Here is a 15719-nt window from a genome sequence, read left to right as displayed (position 1 = left end):
CCTCGATACGGTCGGCGATCCGGTTGAGGATCAACGCCCGCTCGGCGGCCGAGGTCTTCCCCCACGCCGGTGCCGCCGCGTGCGCGGCGTCCAACGCCGCCTCGATATCGGCCTCCGTGGAGCGGGGAATCTCGCAGAACACCTGCCCCGTCACCGGCGTCACATTCTCGAAATACTGCCCACCAATCGGCGCCACCCACTCACCACCGATGAAATTGGCATAACGGGACTCGAAGCTCATCAACGCCTCGGCGGAACCCGGACGTGCGTAAACGGTCATGGCAATAGCTCCTGCACTCAGACAACGGTGTGTCGGTCGTCATGCACGCTAGGCCGAACAGGGTTGCATCACAGTTGCACGCGAGTGCGGTCACGCGTCAGCCCAGTTCGAGGTCGATTCCGGCCAGCCGCCCACCGGCTTCGGCGCGGGCCACCGATCCGGGCTCGGCGGCCTGGTAGAGCAGCCGCCAGCCGTCGCGGTCATCGCGGCCGTCGGGCATGTCGAGCCAGCGGCGCAACAGGCGGAGATCGCCTGCGGCGAGGACGGCGCTGCGCAGGCTCGCGGCGAGTTCGGTGCGCAGCCGCGCGATCGACGGGGACAGCGACTGCGGCAGCACCGGCCCGGTGTACTGCGCGACCGCGGACGCCACGTCGCCCGCGGCGAGCGCGTCGAGCACCTGCCCGAAATCGGTGGCGACCGGCCGCAGCAGCCGGTACGGGCGGGAGCCGATGTAGTCGGGACCGATCACGCGGCGCAGCCGGGACATCTCGGCGCGGATCGTCACCACGTCGAGTTCTTTCTCGTCGAGCAGCAGCGCGAGGTGGTCGGTGGTGACGCCCTGCGGGTGACGGATGAGCAGGGCCAGGATCTCGGCGTGCCTGCCGGTCAGCGTGGTGGTCCGCACCTGGCCGTGCTCGTCGGTGACTTGCCAGCGGGGGCGTTCGGCGCCCAGCACGGTGAGCCGCGGTGGGGCGGACGGGTCGGCCGGCGCCGGGCGCAGGGCCAGCAGCGCCAGGTGGGTTTCGACGGCGACGGCGGTGGCCCGGACCAGGGCGAGGGTCTGCGGCGAGGCGACCTGCGATTCGCCGGTGAGGTCGATGGCGCCGAGGACCGCCCCGGTGGCGGGGTCGTGCACCGGCACGGCGGTGCACGACCAGGGCTGGGCCACCCGGAAGAAGTGCTCGGGGCCGTCGATCTGCAGTTCCCGGTCCAGCGCGAGCGCGGTGCCGGGCGCGTTGGTGCCTGCGGCGCGTTCGCTCCAGTCCGCGCCGGGCACGAAATTCATCGCCTCGGCCTTGCGGCAGGCGTCGGGGTCGCCCTCGACCCAGAGCAGGGTGCCGTCGGCGGCGGTCACCGCGACCACGACCCCGCTGTCGACGGCGTCGTCGACCAGCAGCCGCCGGATCACCGGCAGCGCCGCGGCCAGGGGGTGGGTGCGGCGCAGTTCGACCGCGCTGAGCGCGGCCTGCGACGACCGGGCGCCGTCGCGGTACGGGTCGACGCCGCGGGCGAGGCTGCGCTGCCAGCTGGCCGCGACCAGCGGGCGCAGCGGTTGCAGTTCGGAGGCGTCGACCCGGCCGGCGACGAACAGTTCGTGGGCAGCGCGCAGCGCGCGGGCCGGGTCGCCGGCCGACCGGGTCTCTGCCATCACCATCGAAGTGCACGCTCCTGGCGCCCGCCTGTGAACCCGGCGCACGCGTGCCACCACGATAGCCGTCGCGAACGCGCGGTGACGAGATGACGAAGACAACAGAACGCGGACGCATCTGCTGACAGGCCGGCGTGTGTGTACCTATGATCCCCTCGCTACGCATCACCGTCGGCGTCCACGCCGCACTCCGGCCCGATCGCGGTCGGCAAACCCATTGCGCATCAACCACTCTGAGAGGAATCACCCGTGAGCAGACTGCCGCTGGCCACCGCCACCACCATCGTCGAGGCCGCCGTCGCCAAGGCCGAGGAGATCGGCCAGCCGATGAACATCGCGGTCGTCGACGACGGCGGACACCTGATCGCGTTCTCGCGGATGGACGGGGCGATCAAGGCGAGCATCGACATCTCGATCCGCAAGGCGCGGACCTCGATCATGATGAACCTGCCGACCAGCGCGCTGATGGACGTCTCGCAGCCGGGCGCCGAACTCTACGGGCTCGAGCAGCTGTCGGGCGGCATGGTGCTGTTCGGTGGCGGTCTGCTGCTCGAGTCGGGCGGTGAGGTGGTCGGCGCCATCGGGGTCAGCGCGGGCAGCGTCGAGCAGGACGTCACGGTCGCCGAGGCGGGGGTGGCGGCGTTCACCTGACGGGCTGGCGTTGACCTGCGATGCAACGCGGCTGCAACGTGACCCAACGCACAATGGCGGGCGTGACTGAACCGATCCTGGATCCAGCCGCGGACTACCCGCTGAGTGCGCACCGCACCGACCTGCTGTTCACCCCGACCGGCAAGTCGATATCCGACATCACGATCGACGCGGTCATGGCGGGGGAAGTGCGGGTCAACGACCTGCGCATCACGCCGGACACGTTGCGGCTGCAGGCTCAGATCGCGGAGAAGTCCGGCCGCACCCAGCTCGGCGCGAACCTGCGGCGCGCGGCGGAGATGACCGCGATCAGCGATCAGCGGGTGCTCGAGATCTACAACGCGTTGCGGCCGAACGCGTCGACCAAGGACGAGCTCGCGGCGATCGCCACCGAGCTGGAGTCCGAGTACGGCGCGACGCATCTGGCCGAGCTGGTCCGTGAAGCCGCCGACGTCTACGAACGCCGCCAGATCCTGGCCACGAGCGAATAGGAGAGGTTGTGACGAACCCAGCGCCGCTGACGTCCGGCGGCACCGGTGCCCGGCAGTCCCTGCGCACCAAGGCGCTCGAGGAGCGCCCGGTCAACCTCGACGGTTTCGTCGAGGAATGGCCGGAGGCCGGCATGGTCGCGATGGACAGCGACTTCGACCCTAAGCCGAGCGTGCGGGTGGTCGACGGGGTGATCGTGGAGATGGACGGCCGCGAGCGCGCCGACTTCGACTTCATCGACCAGTTCATCGCCGACAAGGCGATCGACGTGGCCACCACCGAGCGGTCGATGGCGATCCCCGCCGACCAGATCGCGCGAATGATGATCGACGCCAGCGTCTCTCGTGACGAGGTGATCGCGGTGACCGGCGGCCTGACGCCGGCCAAGCTGCTCGAGGTCGTCAAGACCATGAACATCGTCGAGATCATGATGGGCATGCAGAAGATGCGGGCCCGCCGCACCCCGGCGAACCAGGCGCACTGCACCAGCGCGCGGGACAATCCGCTGCAGGTGGTCTGCGAGGCCGCCGAAGCCGCGATCCGCGGGTTCGCCGAGGTCGAGACCACGCTCGGGTTGGTGCGCTACGCACCGCTGGTCGCGATGGCGCTGCTGATCGGCAGCCAGGCCGGTGAGGGCGGCCCGCTGACCCAGTGCGCGCTGGAGGAGGCCACCGAACTGGACCTCGGCATGCGCGGGATCACCGGCTACGCCGAGACCATCTCGGTGTACGGCACCGAGGCCGTGTTCGTCGACGGTGACGACACCCCGTGGTCCAAGGCGTTCCTCGCCGCGGCGTACGCGTCGCGGGGCATCAAGATGCGCTTCACCTCGGGCACCGGGTCCGAGGTGCAGATGGGCAACGCCGAGGGCCGCTCCATGCTGTACCTGGAGATCCGCTGCATCCTGGTGGCCAAGGGCGCCGGCGTGCAGGGCCTGCAGAACGGCTCGATCTCGTGCATCGGTGTTCCCGGTGCGGTGCCGGGCGGCATTCGCGCGGTCGCCGCCGAGAACCTCATCGCCTCGGCGGTCGATCTCGAATGCGCGTCGGGCAACGACCAGTCGTTCTCGCATTCCCCGATGCGGCGCACCGCGCGGCTCATGCCGCAACTGATGCCGGGCACCGACTTCGTGTGCTCCGGGTACTCCGCAACGCCGAACTACGACAACATGTTCGCCGGATCCAACGTCGACGCCGAGGATTTCGACGACTTCAACACCCTGCAGCGGGACTTCCAGGTCGACGGCGGCCTGCGCCACGTCAAGGAGTCCGAGATCCTCGCGGTTCGCCACCGTGCGGCCAAGGCCTTGCAGGCGGTGTTCGGCTACCTGGATCTGGCACCGATCAGCGACGACGAGATCGACGCCGCGGTGTACGCCCACGGCAGCAACGACCTGATCCCGCGGGACGTGCTCGAGGACCTCAAGGCCGCCCAGCAGGTGATGGACCGCAACGTGACCGGCCTCGACGTGGTCAAGGCGCTGGAGTCGACCGGGTTCTCCGATATGGCGAACAACGTGCTGGCCGTTCTGCGCCAGCGTGTCTCGGGTGACATGCTGCAGACCTCGGCGATCCTCACCCGCGACCTGCAGCCGCTGTCGGCGATCAACGACCGCAACGACTACGCCGGCCCCGGCACCGGGTATCGGCCGTCCGGCGCGCGGTGGGAGGAAATGAAGCGGCTGCGGCACGTGACCAGCGCGGCCAATCCGGAAGTGGAGGTGGACTGACCATGTCGACAGTCGCGGACACGCAGGGTGCGCGCACCCTGTCCTTCACCGAAATCGGCCCCGCCGAGCGCGGCTCGCGCTCCGATGAGGTCGTGGTCGCCGTCTCGCCGGCGTTCGCCGACTTCTTCAGCAAGACCATCATCGACCTGCCGCATGCGGAGGTGATCCGGCAGATCCTGGCCGGCATCGAGGAGCAGGAGGTCACCGCCCGCTGCATCCGCGTCCGGCACAGTTCGGACCTGGCCGTGGTCGCCCACACCGCGGCCCGGCTGTCCGGGTCGGGCATCGGCATCGGCCTGCTGTCGCGGGGCACCACGATGATCCATCAGCGGGATCTGCCGCGGTTGTCCAGCCTTGAGCTGTTCCCGCAGTGCCCGTTGATGACGCTGGAGACCTACCGCACCATCGGGTCGAACGCGGCCCAGTACGCCAAAGGCGAGTCGCCGCAGCCGGTTCCGACGCTCAACGACCAGATGGCCCGGCCGCGCTGGCAGGCGAAGGCGGCGCTGCTGCACCTCAAGGAGACCGAGCAGATCGTCAAACAGGCGAAGCCGGTCGAGGTGGCGCCGCAGTTCTCCGAGGTGCTGACGGGCTGACGGAGGTCGTGTGGTGATCGTCGTCGGCGTCGACATCGGGAACTCGACCACCGAGGCCAGCGTCGCGCGGGTCGGTGCGGACGGTGCGGTGACGTTCCTGGGCAGCGCGCTCACGCCGACCACCGGGGTGAAGGGCACCGTCAAGAACGTCGACGGCGTCGCCGCCGCGGTCAGCCGGTCCCTCGCCGAGGCCCGCATCGCGCTCACCGAGTTGGACATCGTCCTGCTCAACGAGGCGACGCCGGTGGTCAGCGGCCTGGCGATGGAGACCATCACCGAGACGATCATCACCGAGTCGACGATGATCGGCCACGACCCTCGCACACCGGGCGGCCGCGGCCTGGGCATCGGTGTGGCCGTGGAGTTCTCGGCGCTGTCCGGCATCGCGCCGGGCACCGAGGTGGTGGTCGTGGTCCCGTCGAGCGTCGACTTCGAGGTGGCCGCCCGTACCGTCAACGCGGCCTGCGCGCGCGGGGTCGAGGTCCGCGCGGCGATCCTGGCCAACGACGACGCGGTGCTGGTGGTCAACCGGCTCGACACGCGCATCCCGGTGATCGACGAGGTCTCCCGGATCGATGCGGTGCCGTTGGGGATGCTGACCGCGGTGGAGGTGGCCGGGCCGGGGCAGTCGATCCGCACCCTGTCGAATGCCTATGGGCTGGCGACGATCTTCGGTCTCGACGCCGACGAGACCCGGCTGGTGGCGCCCGTGGCCCGGGCGCTCACGGGCAACCGTTCGGCGGTGGTGGTGCGCACCCCGTCCGGTGACGTCGGTGACCGCATCATCCCGGCCGGCGCGCTGGACCTGATCGGGGAGCGCAGGCGCGCTGTGGTCGACGTCTCCGACGGCGCGGCCGGGATCATGGCCGAGGTGCAGCGGGTCGGCCCGCTGGTCGACGTGCTCGGCGAGTCCGGCACCAACACCGGCGGCATGATCTCCCATGTCCGCCAATCCATGGCCGACCTGTGCGACCACCCCCTGACCGATGTGCGCATCGGTGATCTGCTGGCCGTCGACACCGTGGTGCCGCAGGAGGTCCGGGGCGGGATGGCCGGTGAGGTCGCGCTGGAGAACGCGGTCGCGCTCGCCGCGATGGTGCGCACTGCCCAGAGTGGGATGCAGGCCGTGGCCGACGCCGTGGCGGCCCGGTTACGTGATGCGGGTGCGGCGGGTGTCGACGTGGTGGTCGGCGGCGTGGAGGCCGAGATGGCCGTGCTCGGCGCGCTCACCACGCCGGGCACCGACAAACCGCTGGTCGTGCTGGACCTGGGTGGCGGCTCGACCGACGCGGCGCTCATCACCGCCGCCGACGACGTCGCGACCGTGCACCTGGCCGGGGCCGGTGATCTGGTCACCAAGCTCATCGACGCGGAACTCGGCATCGACAACCTCGAGGTGGCCGAGGAGGTGAAGCGTTCCCCACTGGGCAAGGCGGAGAGCTTCTTCCACGTCCGCCTGGAGAACGGCACCGCGCAGTTCTTCGAGGCCCCACTGCCGACAACGGCGTTCGGCCGCGTCGTGACCCTGGGCGAGGGCGGGATGACCCCGGTGCCCACCCGACACTCGATCGACCGGGTGCGGGCCGTGCGCCGAACCGCCAAGGAGCGGGTCTTCATCGTCAACGCGCTGCGGGCGCTGCGCTGTGTGGCGCCCGACGGGGACCTGCGCCGGATCGGGTTCGTGGTGCTGCTCGGCGGCTGCGCACTGGACTTCGAGATCCCCGAACTCATCGCCGACGCGCTGGCCCCCTACGGAATCGTGTGTGGCACCGGCAATGTGCGGGGCACCGAGGGACCTCGCAACGCCGTCGCCTCCGGCCTCGTCGCCGCCCACGCGGCGCGGTCGACCCCGATGGACGCCGGCGTTGGCGCGTGAGGGCGGACAGCCGGCCAAGCCGGCGATCGTCGTGCTGAGCGCCGCCGACGGGCCGGTCGAGCACGCGGTGCTGGCCGGGATCGAGGAGGAGGGCGTCCCGTACACCGTGCAGCGGGTGACCGACGGCCGGGCCGCCCCGGAGCTCGCCCGCGACGCCGCGGGCCGCGCACCACTGGGGGTGGGCGTGGGAGTGGACACGCGCGGTGGCGTCTGCGCGCACCAGGACAAGCTGCCCGCGCCGGTGCCCGGCCTGATGTCGGACGGTGCCGACCCCGATGTCGCCAGGGCGCTGGGCCACAACGCAGCGCGGATCGTGGTCGGACTGCCGCTCAAGCGGATCGCCGACGGCGGCTGACGTATGTTGTCGTCGTGCTGCGCGTGACGAACGTCGATCTGGGGACTGCGAATCGGGTGGTGGCCGCCGTGCACGCCGAAGCGGCGCGGCGGTCGGTGCTCGTCTCGGCGGCGGTGGTCGATGCGGGCGGGAACCTCGTCGCGTTCGGCCGGATGGACGGCGCCGAGATCGCCGGGCCGGTGCTGGCGGTCGACAAGGCGTTCACCGCGGTCGCCAACCGCCTGGCCACCTCCGAGCTCGGTCACCTGGCCGCGCCGGGCGGTGAACTGTTCGGCCTGCACGCCAACGCCGGCGGCCGGTTCGTCATCTTCGCCGGCGGTGTGCCGCTCGTGGCCGGGGCAGAGATCGTCGGCGGGGTCGGCGTCAGCGGCGCCAGCGCGGACGACGACGAGGCGTGCGCCCGTGCGGGCGCCGCGGCGCTGGCCGACGTCCCTCGCTAATCCCGTTGCTGCACAAGAGCGGTGACCCACCGGGCGGCCAGCGTGACCAGTCCGGACTGAGGGTAGGTCACGTGCGCGTCGAAGTCGCGGCCCGGTGAGCAGATCGGGTCGTTGGTGTTGCACAGATCCGCCGTGCGCGGTCCGAACACCGGGCTCAGGCGGGTGAGGGGCTGACCGACCCGCGCCGACGGGTTGCCGAACACGGTGACCGCGGCGATGTGCGGGACCGCGGCGGCGGGCATCGGTGCGGCATACCCGAGCCCCGCGACCGGCGAGGTCGTGACGATGTCCATCACCGCAGCGCCCTGCGAGTACCCGCCGAGGACGATACGGGTGTCCGGGCACCGGACCGCCGTGGACTGCACCCGCCGGCTCGCGTCGGTGGCGCCCGCGCCGATCTGCAGGAAGTCCCATGACGCGGGGTAACGCACGGCGTAGGTGCCGACCGACATACCGTCGACCATCGGGCGCAGGGTGTCGACCAGCGCCGTGCCCACCGCACCGATGCCGGGCGGTTCGTCGGTGCCGCGGGCGAAGATCACCTCGATGTCCGGGCACGTCGCGGCGGCGGCCGCCGGCGGCCCCGCCACCACGCCCAGGCCCGCGAGGACGGACATCACCGAAGCGAGGATCAGCGCGTGCGCGCGTCGGGTCACGCTGTCGCCGGACACGGCCTCTCCTGGGTGTGGGTCTGTTGCGGGATCGGTGTACCCGTAATCCTCAGACGTCACTCCAGTAACACGACCAGTGGGCGGCGCATTCCGGCTTCAGCGGCGCCGCTCGGGACCGAACAGGCGTCGGAGCACCGACCGGTGGGGATCGGTCCGCTGCTCCTCGAGCAGGAACGCGATGCCCCGCTCGATCGCCGCCTTCGTCTGATCGCGCAGCTGTCCCACGGCGCGGTCGTCGGTGGTCGCGATCGACGCGGTGTCGATCGCTTCACCGAACCAGTAGTACTGCCGCTCCGGGCGGGGAATCGGGGTGGGACCGATGCCCCGGACGATCGGGAACAGGTCCGGGCTGCCCGAGATGCGCTCGAAGAGCCGCTGCGCCGGTGCCAGGACCGGATGGTCGGTGTCGATGAGCACGTCGAGCGCGTCCTCGGCGCCGACGGTGGCGAAGGGGACGACCGGGTAGCCGTGTCGGACGGCCAGCCGCGCGAACCCCATTCGGTTCTCCCAGATCAGCCGGTACTTCTCGCCTTTGCGCTTGGCCACCTCGCGGCCGCCGCCGGGGAAGACGAGCAGGGTCTCGCCGCGTTCCATCAGGACGTCCGCGGTGTCCGGGGTGCCGGGGACGACGCCGGCGGACAGCAGCAGGTTCCGCCACCGGGGCAGCTTGAAGTGGGCGTGGTTGCCGAGCACCCGGACGCCGATCCCGCGCTCCCACAGTTCCGCGCACAGCAGCGGCGCGTCGAGCAGCCCGATCAGCGTGTGGTTACCGACCAGCAGGACGCCGCGGTCGGGCAGGTTCTCGATGCCGTGGACCTTCGGGTTGACCAGCCTGCGGGCCGGTTCGAGCAGTCGCAGCACGCGGGCGAGCGTCTCCGGCGAGGGTGGGGCGGGCACGGCGGCGTCGGTCATATCGCTACGTGCACCCCGCCATCGATTTCTAAACGCCGGTTCGCCCCGGCGCGCGAACGGGTAAAGGTGGCCATGCCCCGTGATGCAGGCCTGCCCACGCCGGACGGCAGCGTGCCCGGTTACCTCGCCGTACCCGCCGGAGCCGGACCGTGGCCGGCGGTGGTCGTACTGCATGAGGTGTTCGGCCTCAACGATGACATCCGGCGCATCACCGACAGGTTCGCCGCCAACGGCTACCTCGCCTTCGCGCCGGCATTGTTCGGCCGCGGGGTGAAACCGGCGTGCATGGTCGGCGTGTTCCGGTCGCTGGCCACCGGGTCGGGTGCGGCGGTCGACGACATCCTCGCCGCGGCCGGGGCCCTGCGGGCCGACGCGCGCACGACCGGCAAGGTCGGCTCGGCCGGGTTCTGCATGGGCGGCGGGTTCTGCCTACTGCTGGCCGGCCGAGGGGTGTTCGACGCGGCCGCACCCAACTACGGTCCGTTCCCGCCGGCCACCGGTGTCCCGGTCCGCTCGTGCCCGATCGTCGCCAGCTACGGCGCGCGCGACCTCCTGCTCCCGGGTGCGGCGGCCAAGCTCGAGAAGAGCCTGGCGCCGAGCGGGGTGGCCCGCGACATCAAGGAGTACCCCGGGGTGGGGCACAGCTTCATGAACCAGTGGGGGATGCCTTCGCCAGTGCGCGTCGTGGAGCGGATTGCGGGAGTACACCATTCATCGCCACAGGCCGAGGACGCCTGGCGCCGGATCCTCACGTTCTTCGACGAGCACCTGCGCTGATCGAGAAGGGGCCGGGCCGCCGGTTTGCCGCCCCTTGGCAAGCGCCACTAAGTTCCGTGAGGTGACGTCCTTCACTGCACGCGCTCTCGCTCGATGGTCCGCGCCCGTCCTGGCGGCGGCCGCCGTCGCCGGCCTCGGTGTCGCCGCCGTCCCCGATCAGGTGGGCCCGGCCCCCGCGGTACAGCTGGCGAGCGATGCGAACCCGCTGGTCGGCCGCCCGTTCTACGTCAACCCGGCGTCGAAGGGTAAGCGCGCCGCCCAGGGCGACCCAGACCCGTTGCTCAACGCGGTGGTCAACACCCCGACCGCGTACTGGATGGACCACCTGTCGACGCCCGCCGTCGACGCGAAGTACATCGCCGACGCGCAGGCCGCGGGCACCATGCCGATCCTGGCGCTGTACGGGATCCCGAACCGCGACTGCGGCAGCTTCGCCGCGGGCGGGTTCGGCTCGGCCGGGGCGTACCGCGGCTGGATCGACGGCGTCGCCGGCGCCATCGGCGGGGGACCGGCCGCCGTCATCCTCGAACCCGACGCGCTGGCCATGGCCGACTGCCTGTCGCCGGGCCAGCAGCAGGAACGGTTCGAGCTCATCCGCTACGCCGTCGACACGCTCACCCGCAACCCCGGCACGGCGGTGTACGTCGACGCCGGCCATCCGCGCTGGGTGGCCGCCGATGTGATCGCGGGCCGGCTCAACCAGGTGGGCATCGAGAAGGCGCGCGGGTTCAGCCTCAACACGGCCAACTTCTTCACCACCGAGGAGTCGATCGGTTACGGCCAGGCCGTCTCCGGGATGACGGGCGGCAAACCCTTCGTCATCGACACCTCACGCAACGGAGCCGGACCGGTCGAGGGCGATCCGCTCTACTGGTGCAATCCGAGTGGCCGCGCGCTGGGCGTCGCACCCACTACGGCCACCGGACACCCGCAGGTCGACGCGTTTCTGTGGGTCAAGCGTCCCGGGGAATCCGACGGGTCGTGCCGCGGGGCGCCCGGCGCGGGCACCTTCGTCAACCAGTACGCGATCGATCTGGCGCGCAACGCGGGCTGGTAGCGCCGGAACACCGGGCACCGGGGTGGGGACAGCCCTACGGGCGCACGCAACATCTTCGCCGAGCTCATGCTCCCGCCCGATGCCGGCCCGCGGATAGCGGGGGTGCGACGATAGGCCCATGTCCGCCACGCTCGTCGCGAAGAACGTGGCGGGCGGATTCGCCCACCGCACCCTGTTCGAGAACGTCGACCTGACGGTGGCGCCGGGTGATGTGGTCGGCGTCGTGGGGGTCAACGGCGCCGGGAAGAGCACCTTACTGCGGATCCTGGCCGGGGACCTCGCCCCGCTCGAGGGGGCGGTCAGCGTGGCGCCGCCGGACGCATTCATCGGGTGGCTGCCCCAGGAGCACGAGCGGGTGCCGGGGGAGACGGTGGCCGCCTACCTCGCGCGCCGCACCGGATGTGCCGCCGCGACGCAGGCGATGGAAGTGGCCGCCGCGGCGCTGGCCGACTCGGACCAGGCTGCCGATGCCTACGCGGCAGCCCTGGAGCACTGGCTGGCCACCGGCGCCGCCGACCTCGAGGAACGCCTCCCCGCGGTGCTGGCCGACCTCGGCCTCGACACCGATGTGGTGGCGCCGGAGTCGACGATGATGACCGCGCTGTCGGGTGGGCAGGCGGCGCGGGTCGGGCTCGCGGCGCTGCTGCTGTCGCGGTTCGACGTCGTCCTGCTCGACGAGCCCACCAACGATCTGGATCTCGACGGGCTGGACCGGCTGGAGCGCTTCGTGCGCGACCTCCGCGGCGGCGTGGTGCTGGTCAGCCACGACCGGGAGTTCCTGTCCCGCAGCGTGACCCGGGTACTGGAACTCGACCTCGCCCAGCACACCTTCACCGTCTTCGGCGGCGGCTACGACAGCTACCTCGAGGAACGCGAGGTGAATCGGCGGCACCGGCGCGCGCAGTACGAGGAGTTCGCCGAGAAGAAGGCGGATCTGGTGGCCCGCGCCCGAACGCAACGGGAATGGTCGAGCCAGGGTGTGCGCAACGCGATGCGCAAGGCGCCCGACAACGACAAGAACCGCCGCCGGGCGCAGACCGAGTCCAGCGAGAAGCAGGCGCAGAAGGTGCGGCAGATGGAGAGCCGCATCGCCCGCCTCGAAGAGGTCGAGGAGCCGCGCAAGGAGTGGACCCTGCAATTCCGCATCGGCACCGCGCCTCGGTCCAGCTCGGTGGTCGCGACGCTCGACAATGTCGTTGCCCGCCAGGGCGGTTTCCGCCTCGGTCCGGTGTCGCTACAGGTCGACGCCGGTGACCGGATCGGGATCACCGGCCCCAACGGGGCCGGAAAATCCACGCTGCTGCGGCTACTGCTGGGACGGCGGCCGCCCGACGAGGGCCGTGCGAGCCTCGGCTCGAGTGTCGCGATCGGCGAGATCGACCAGGCGCGTGCCGAATTCGGCGGCGCCGACCGTCTCGTCGACCGATTCGAGCAACGGGTGCCGTCATGGACCACCGCCGAGGTGCGGACGCTGTTGGCGAAGTTCGGCCTCGGTGCCGACCATGTGGAGCGCGCGGTCGACGAGCTGTCGCCCGGTGAGCGCACCCGCGCCGGCCTGGCTCTGCTGCAGGCCCGGGGGACCAACGTGTTGGTGCTCGACGAGCCGACCAACCATCTCGACCTGCCGGCCATCGAACAGCTCGAGCAGGCGCTCGACTCCTACGACGGTGCGCTGCTGCTGGTTACGCATGACCGCCGGATGCTGCAGAATGTCCGGCTGAACCGCTCGTGGCGGGTGGCCGACGGCCGGGTCACCGAACTGTAGGTCGGCGCGGCGGCCGATCCGGCGGCGCCGCTGTGCGGCTGCGGACCGCGAGCAACGCGAACGCGATCACCGCGGCCCCGCCGAGCACGGTGTCCCAGGTGATGTGCTCACCCAGCAGTACCGCGGCCCAGCAGATCGTCATCACCGGTTGCGAGAGCTGGATCTGGCTCACCTGTGCCATCGGCCCGATCGCCAGCCCGCGGTACCAGGCGAAGAAGCCGAGGTACATGCTGACCGCGGCGAGGTAGGCGAAGGCGGCCCACTGGGCGCCGGTGCCCTGCGGTGGCTGCTGTGCCCACGCGAGGCCGGTGAGAGCGACCATCAGCGGTGCGGCCACGACGAGCGCCCAGGACACCGTCTGCCAGGCGCCGAGCTCGCGGGCGAGCAGCCCTCCTTCGGCGTACCCGACCGCCGCGGCGACGACGGCCGCGAGGAGCAGCAGGTCCGACCCGTGCACACTGCCGAACCCGCCGCCCTGCATCACCGCAAATGTCACGGCCGCAATCGATCCCAGCGCCGCGGCAACCCAGAAGGCCACGGGTGGCCGCTCGTGGGAGCGGAGAACGGCGACGACCGCGGTGGCCGCAGGCAGCAGCGCGATGACGACGGCGCCGTGACTGGCGGATGCGGTGGTCAGCGCGTACGAGGTGAGGACCGGGAATCCGATGACCACGCCGGCGGCGACGACGGCCAGCCGGTACCACTGCCTGCCCCGCGGCAACCGCTGCCGGGTGATCAGGAGCGCCAGACCGGCGAGCCCGGCCGCCACGACCGCGCGACCGGCACCGACGAACAGCGGTGACATGGCGCCGTCGGCGACGACGACCCGGGTCATCGGAACCGTGAACGAGAACGCGAGAACGCCGAGCAGTCCCCACCACAGACCGGCACGCGGGGTGCGCGACGCGCCGGTCCGCACGGTGCTGAGGCGTTGGGTCACGTCGCCCGATGTTAGCCAGCATCGGGCCCGCCAGTTCGGTGCGACTGGCTTTCTTCTCGCCCGCCGCTATCCGGCTGTGTCGGAGCGTTTGTCGCGTGGCGGAGCGGCCCGCAGTGAGCCCGGGTGGGCCTTCGCGGTCGGGTCGCGGCGGGTCTTGATCAGGCTGGCGACCGTGACGACCACCAGGATCGAGATGATGACGCCCAGGCTCAGGTAGGTGTCGATCTCGGGAATCTGCGGGCTGATGTCGACGTGACCCCAGTGCAGGATCAGCTTGATGCCGATGAAGGCCAGGATGATCGACAGTCCGGTGGACAGGTACACCAGCCGGTCCAGCAGACCCTTGACCAGGAAGAACAGTGCGCGCAGACCCAACAGCGCAAAGGCGTTCGCGGCGAACACGATGTAAGGCTCGCTCGTGACACCGAAGACGGCCGGGATCGAGTCGAGCGCGAACAGCAGGTCGACGCTGCCGATGGCGATCAGCACCGCGAGCAGCGGGGTGGCCACGCGACGGCCGCCGGTGTGAGTGAAGAGCTTTCCGCCGTCGTAGTCGTCACTGATCGGCACGAAGCGGCGGGTCGCGCGGATCATCATGTTGTTCTCGACATCGGGATCCTCGTCGCGGTGCCGGAACAGCTGCACGGCGGTGTAGATCAGCAGCAGTCCGAACAGCAGGAACATGAACGAGAACAGCGACAGCAGCGTCGCGCCCACGGCGATGAAGATCGCGCGCATGATGAGCGCCAGGATGATGCCGAAGGTCAGCACCTTGTGCTGGTGTTCCTCGGGCACCGCGAACGTGGCCATGATGATCACGAACACGAACAGGTTGTCGACCGACAGGCTCTTCTCGACGATGTAGCCGGCGAAATACTGTGTGCCGAAGTCACCGCCGTAGGTCGTCGCGAACCACACGCCGAACCCGACCGCGACCAGGATGTAGAAGACCGACCACGCGGTGGCCTCCCGGAAGCCGACCCGGTGCGGCCGCGCCGCGGCCAGGATGAGATCCACTGCCAGCAGGGCGACGATCACGCCGATCGTCACACCCCAGGTCAACCCGCTGATCTCGAGCAACTGTCTGGTCCCCGCCTTGTGAGTAGGTGGCCGTGTGCACTTTCCTGGTTACCAGACGCCGCGGAGTGGAGTCCGGCGCGATACCCACTGAGCTGGTGTTTCCCCGTGTGCCCGTCACGAATTGGGACGCAGCTCACGTCCGGCGGCCGCGGCGGCGGGCAGCCGGTTCGACCGGCGCACCGCCCACACGACCACCACCAGGGCGACCGCCGCCAGCGGATAGCCCATCGCGATCCGCGCGAACGCCAGCCATCCGGTCGCGTCCTCGCCGTACAACCAGTTCTGCACGGCGAAGCGGGCGGCGAAGACGGCGACCAGGGCCAGCGTCGCGAGGTCGAAGGCGAGCCGTGCGCGCCGGTGCGCCCGCCAGGCCGAGCCGCCGGCACTGAGCGCACTCCAGATCACGCCGACCAGCGGCCGGCGCAGCAGCACCGAGGCGAAGAACACCACCGCCAGCACCAGGCTCATCCAGATGCCGATCAGGAAGTAGTCCTTGGCCTCACCCGTCTGGTAGGCGATGAACGCGGCGATCGCCACGCCCAGCAGTCCGGACAGCGCCGGCTGCAGCGGCGCCCTGCGCAGCAGCCGCCACCCGGCGATGCCCGCCCCCGCCCCCACGGCCAGCGTGACCGCGGTGTTGAGCCCGGCGACCGCGTCGGCCACGACGAACACCACGCTCGGCAGACCGGCGTAGACCAGCCCGGCCACGCCGCCCATCTGCGCCAGCGGTGT

17 protein-coding genes are annotated in these 15719 nt (G+C 70.9%); 10 read left to right on the top strand and 7 right to left on the bottom strand.

Features of this window, described 5'->3' with window-relative positions; genetic code table 11:
• On the bottom strand, positions 1-280 hold a 280-nt coding region (locus tag E4P42_RS20595), incomplete at its 3' end, for an aldehyde dehydrogenase family protein (protein WP_135127925.1).
• Between the two features lie 97 nt (positions 281-377).
• A complete protein-coding gene (locus E4P42_RS20590; protein ID WP_135127924.1) occupies positions 378-1655 on the bottom strand; it encodes a GAF domain-containing protein in 1278 nt (425 codons plus the stop codon).
• A gap of 243 nt (positions 1656-1898) precedes the next feature.
• Between E4P42_RS20590 and E4P42_RS20585 the strand changes: the two genes are divergently transcribed.
• From E4P42_RS20585 to E4P42_RS20555, 7 genes are read left to right on the top strand one after another with little or no spacing between them, the layout of a single operon-like run.
• The gene (locus tag E4P42_RS20585) at positions 1899-2300 is read left to right on the top strand and encodes a heme-binding protein (protein WP_135127923.1); all 402 of its coding nucleotides are present in this window, start codon (positions 1899-1901) and stop codon (positions 2298-2300) included.
• A 53-nt stretch (positions 2301-2353) separates the two neighbouring features.
• Entirely contained in the window at positions 2354-2791 is a 438-nt protein-coding gene (locus tag E4P42_RS20580; protein WP_167759560.1) for a diol dehydratase small subunit, read from the top strand.
• Positions 2792-2799: 8 nt separating this feature from the next.
• Positions 2800-4518 (top strand): propanediol/glycerol family dehydratase large subunit, encoded by a 1719-nt coding sequence (locus E4P42_RS20575; protein WP_245234143.1) that lies wholly within the window; start codon positions 2800-2802, stop codon positions 4516-4518.
• A gap of 2 nt (positions 4519-4520) precedes the next feature.
• Positions 4521-5114, top strand: a complete 594-nt coding sequence (locus E4P42_RS20570) for a propanediol/glycerol family dehydratase medium subunit (protein WP_135127921.1) — start codon at positions 4521-4523, stop codon at positions 5112-5114.
• 10 nt (positions 5115-5124) lie between these two features.
• A complete protein-coding gene (locus E4P42_RS20565; protein WP_135127920.1) occupies positions 5125-6990 on the top strand; it encodes a diol dehydratase reactivase subunit alpha in 1866 nt (621 codons plus the stop codon).
• On the top strand, positions 6980-7345 hold the full coding sequence (locus E4P42_RS20560) for a glycerol dehydratase reactivase beta/small subunit family protein (protein ID WP_245234142.1): 366 nt from the start codon (positions 6980-6982) through the stop codon (positions 7343-7345). Before E4P42_RS20565 ends, E4P42_RS20560 begins: the two co-directional genes overlap by 11 nt.
• Positions 7346-7359: 14 nt before the next feature.
• Positions 7360-7785 carry a heme-binding protein gene (locus E4P42_RS20555; protein ID WP_245234141.1) on the top strand — a complete coding sequence of 142 codons (426 nt, stop codon included), beginning with the start codon at positions 7360-7362 and terminating at the stop codon, positions 7783-7785.
• On the opposite strand, the gene E4P42_RS20550 is transcribed toward E4P42_RS20555, so the two are convergent.
• A complete protein-coding gene (locus tag E4P42_RS20550; RefSeq protein WP_135127919.1) occupies positions 7782-8456 on the bottom strand; it encodes a cutinase family protein in 675 nt (224 codons plus the stop codon). The two genes, E4P42_RS20555 and E4P42_RS20550, sit on opposite strands and share 4 nt — an antisense overlap.
• Positions 8457-8552: 96 nt before the next feature.
• Positions 8553-9368 (bottom strand): lysophospholipid acyltransferase family protein, encoded by an 816-nt coding sequence (locus E4P42_RS20545; protein WP_135127918.1) that lies wholly within the window; start codon positions 9366-9368, stop codon positions 8553-8555.
• Positions 9369-9440: 72 nt separating this feature from the next.
• Between E4P42_RS20545 and E4P42_RS20540 the strand changes: the two genes are divergently transcribed.
• From E4P42_RS20540 to abc-f, 3 genes are all read left to right on the top strand, one after another.
• The gene (locus tag E4P42_RS20540) at positions 9441-10145 is read left to right on the top strand and encodes a dienelactone hydrolase family protein (RefSeq protein ID WP_135127917.1); all 705 of its coding nucleotides are present in this window, start codon (positions 9441-9443) and stop codon (positions 10143-10145) included.
• A 34-nt stretch (positions 10146-10179) separates the two neighbouring features.
• Positions 10180-11202, top strand: coding sequence for a glycoside hydrolase family 6 protein (locus tag E4P42_RS20535; RefSeq protein WP_371287057.1), 1023 nt, complete (start codon positions 10180-10182; stop codon positions 11200-11202).
• A gap of 118 nt (positions 11203-11320) precedes the next feature.
• Positions 11321-12967, top strand: a complete 1647-nt coding sequence (gene abc-f / locus E4P42_RS20530; RefSeq protein ID WP_135127915.1) for a ribosomal protection-like ABC-F family protein — start codon at positions 11321-11323, stop codon at positions 12965-12967.
• On the opposite strand, the gene E4P42_RS20525 is transcribed toward abc-f, so the two are convergent.
• The 3 genes from E4P42_RS20525 to E4P42_RS20515 all read right to left on the bottom strand — a co-directional run bounded on the left by E4P42_RS20525 (position 12954) and on the right by E4P42_RS20515 (position 15704).
• Positions 12954-13907, bottom strand: coding sequence for a DMT family transporter (locus E4P42_RS20525; RefSeq protein WP_256371167.1), 954 nt, complete (start codon positions 13905-13907; stop codon positions 12954-12956). The genes abc-f and E4P42_RS20525 overlap by 14 nt on opposite strands.
• Before the next feature lie 66 nt (positions 13908-13973).
• A complete protein-coding gene (locus E4P42_RS20520) occupies positions 13974-14987 on the bottom strand; it encodes a TerC family protein (protein WP_135127914.1) in 1014 nt (337 codons plus the stop codon).
• Positions 14988-15101: 114 nt separating this feature from the next.
• Entirely contained in the window at positions 15102-15704 is a 603-nt protein-coding gene (locus E4P42_RS20515) for a DUF3159 domain-containing protein (protein WP_135127932.1), read from the bottom strand.
• Positions 15705-15719: the final 15 nt, after the last annotated feature.

Origin of the sequence: Mycobacterium sp. PS03-16 (assembly GCF_004570325.1) — a bacterium.
Classification (GTDB): Bacteria; Actinomycetota; Actinomycetes; order Mycobacteriales; family Mycobacteriaceae; genus Mycobacterium.
The sequence above is the reverse complement of the archived record's forward strand: the minus strand, read 5'-3'. Positions and strand labels throughout refer to the sequence as shown.

Bases quoted from the DNA above. Each gene is read 5' to 3' on its own strand.
- E4P42_RS20570 (WP_135127921.1), top strand. From the start codon at position 4,521: ATGTCGACAGTCGCGGACACGCAGGGTGCGCGCACCCTGTCCTTCACC.
- E4P42_RS20545 (WP_135127918.1), bottom strand. From the start codon at position 9,368: ATGACCGACGCCGCCGTGCCCGCCCCACCCTCGCCGGAGACGCTCGCC.
- E4P42_RS20540 (WP_135127917.1), top strand. From the start codon at position 9,441: ATGCCCCGTGATGCAGGCCTGCCCACGCCGGACGGCAGCGTGCCCGGT.
- abc-f (WP_135127915.1), top strand. From the start codon at position 11,321: ATGTCCGCCACGCTCGTCGCGAAGAACGTGGCGGGCGGATTCGCCCAC.
- E4P42_RS20515 (WP_135127932.1), bottom strand. From the start codon at position 15,704: ATGGGCGGCGTGGCCGGGCTGGTCTACGCCGGTCTGCCGAGCGTGGTG.
- E4P42_RS20590 (WP_135127924.1), bottom strand. From the start codon at position 1,655: ATGGTGATGGCAGAGACCCGGTCGGCCGGCGACCCGGCCCGCGCGCTG.
- E4P42_RS20580 (WP_167759560.1), top strand. From the start codon at position 2,354: ATGGCGGGCGTGACTGAACCGATCCTGGATCCAGCCGCGGACTACCCG.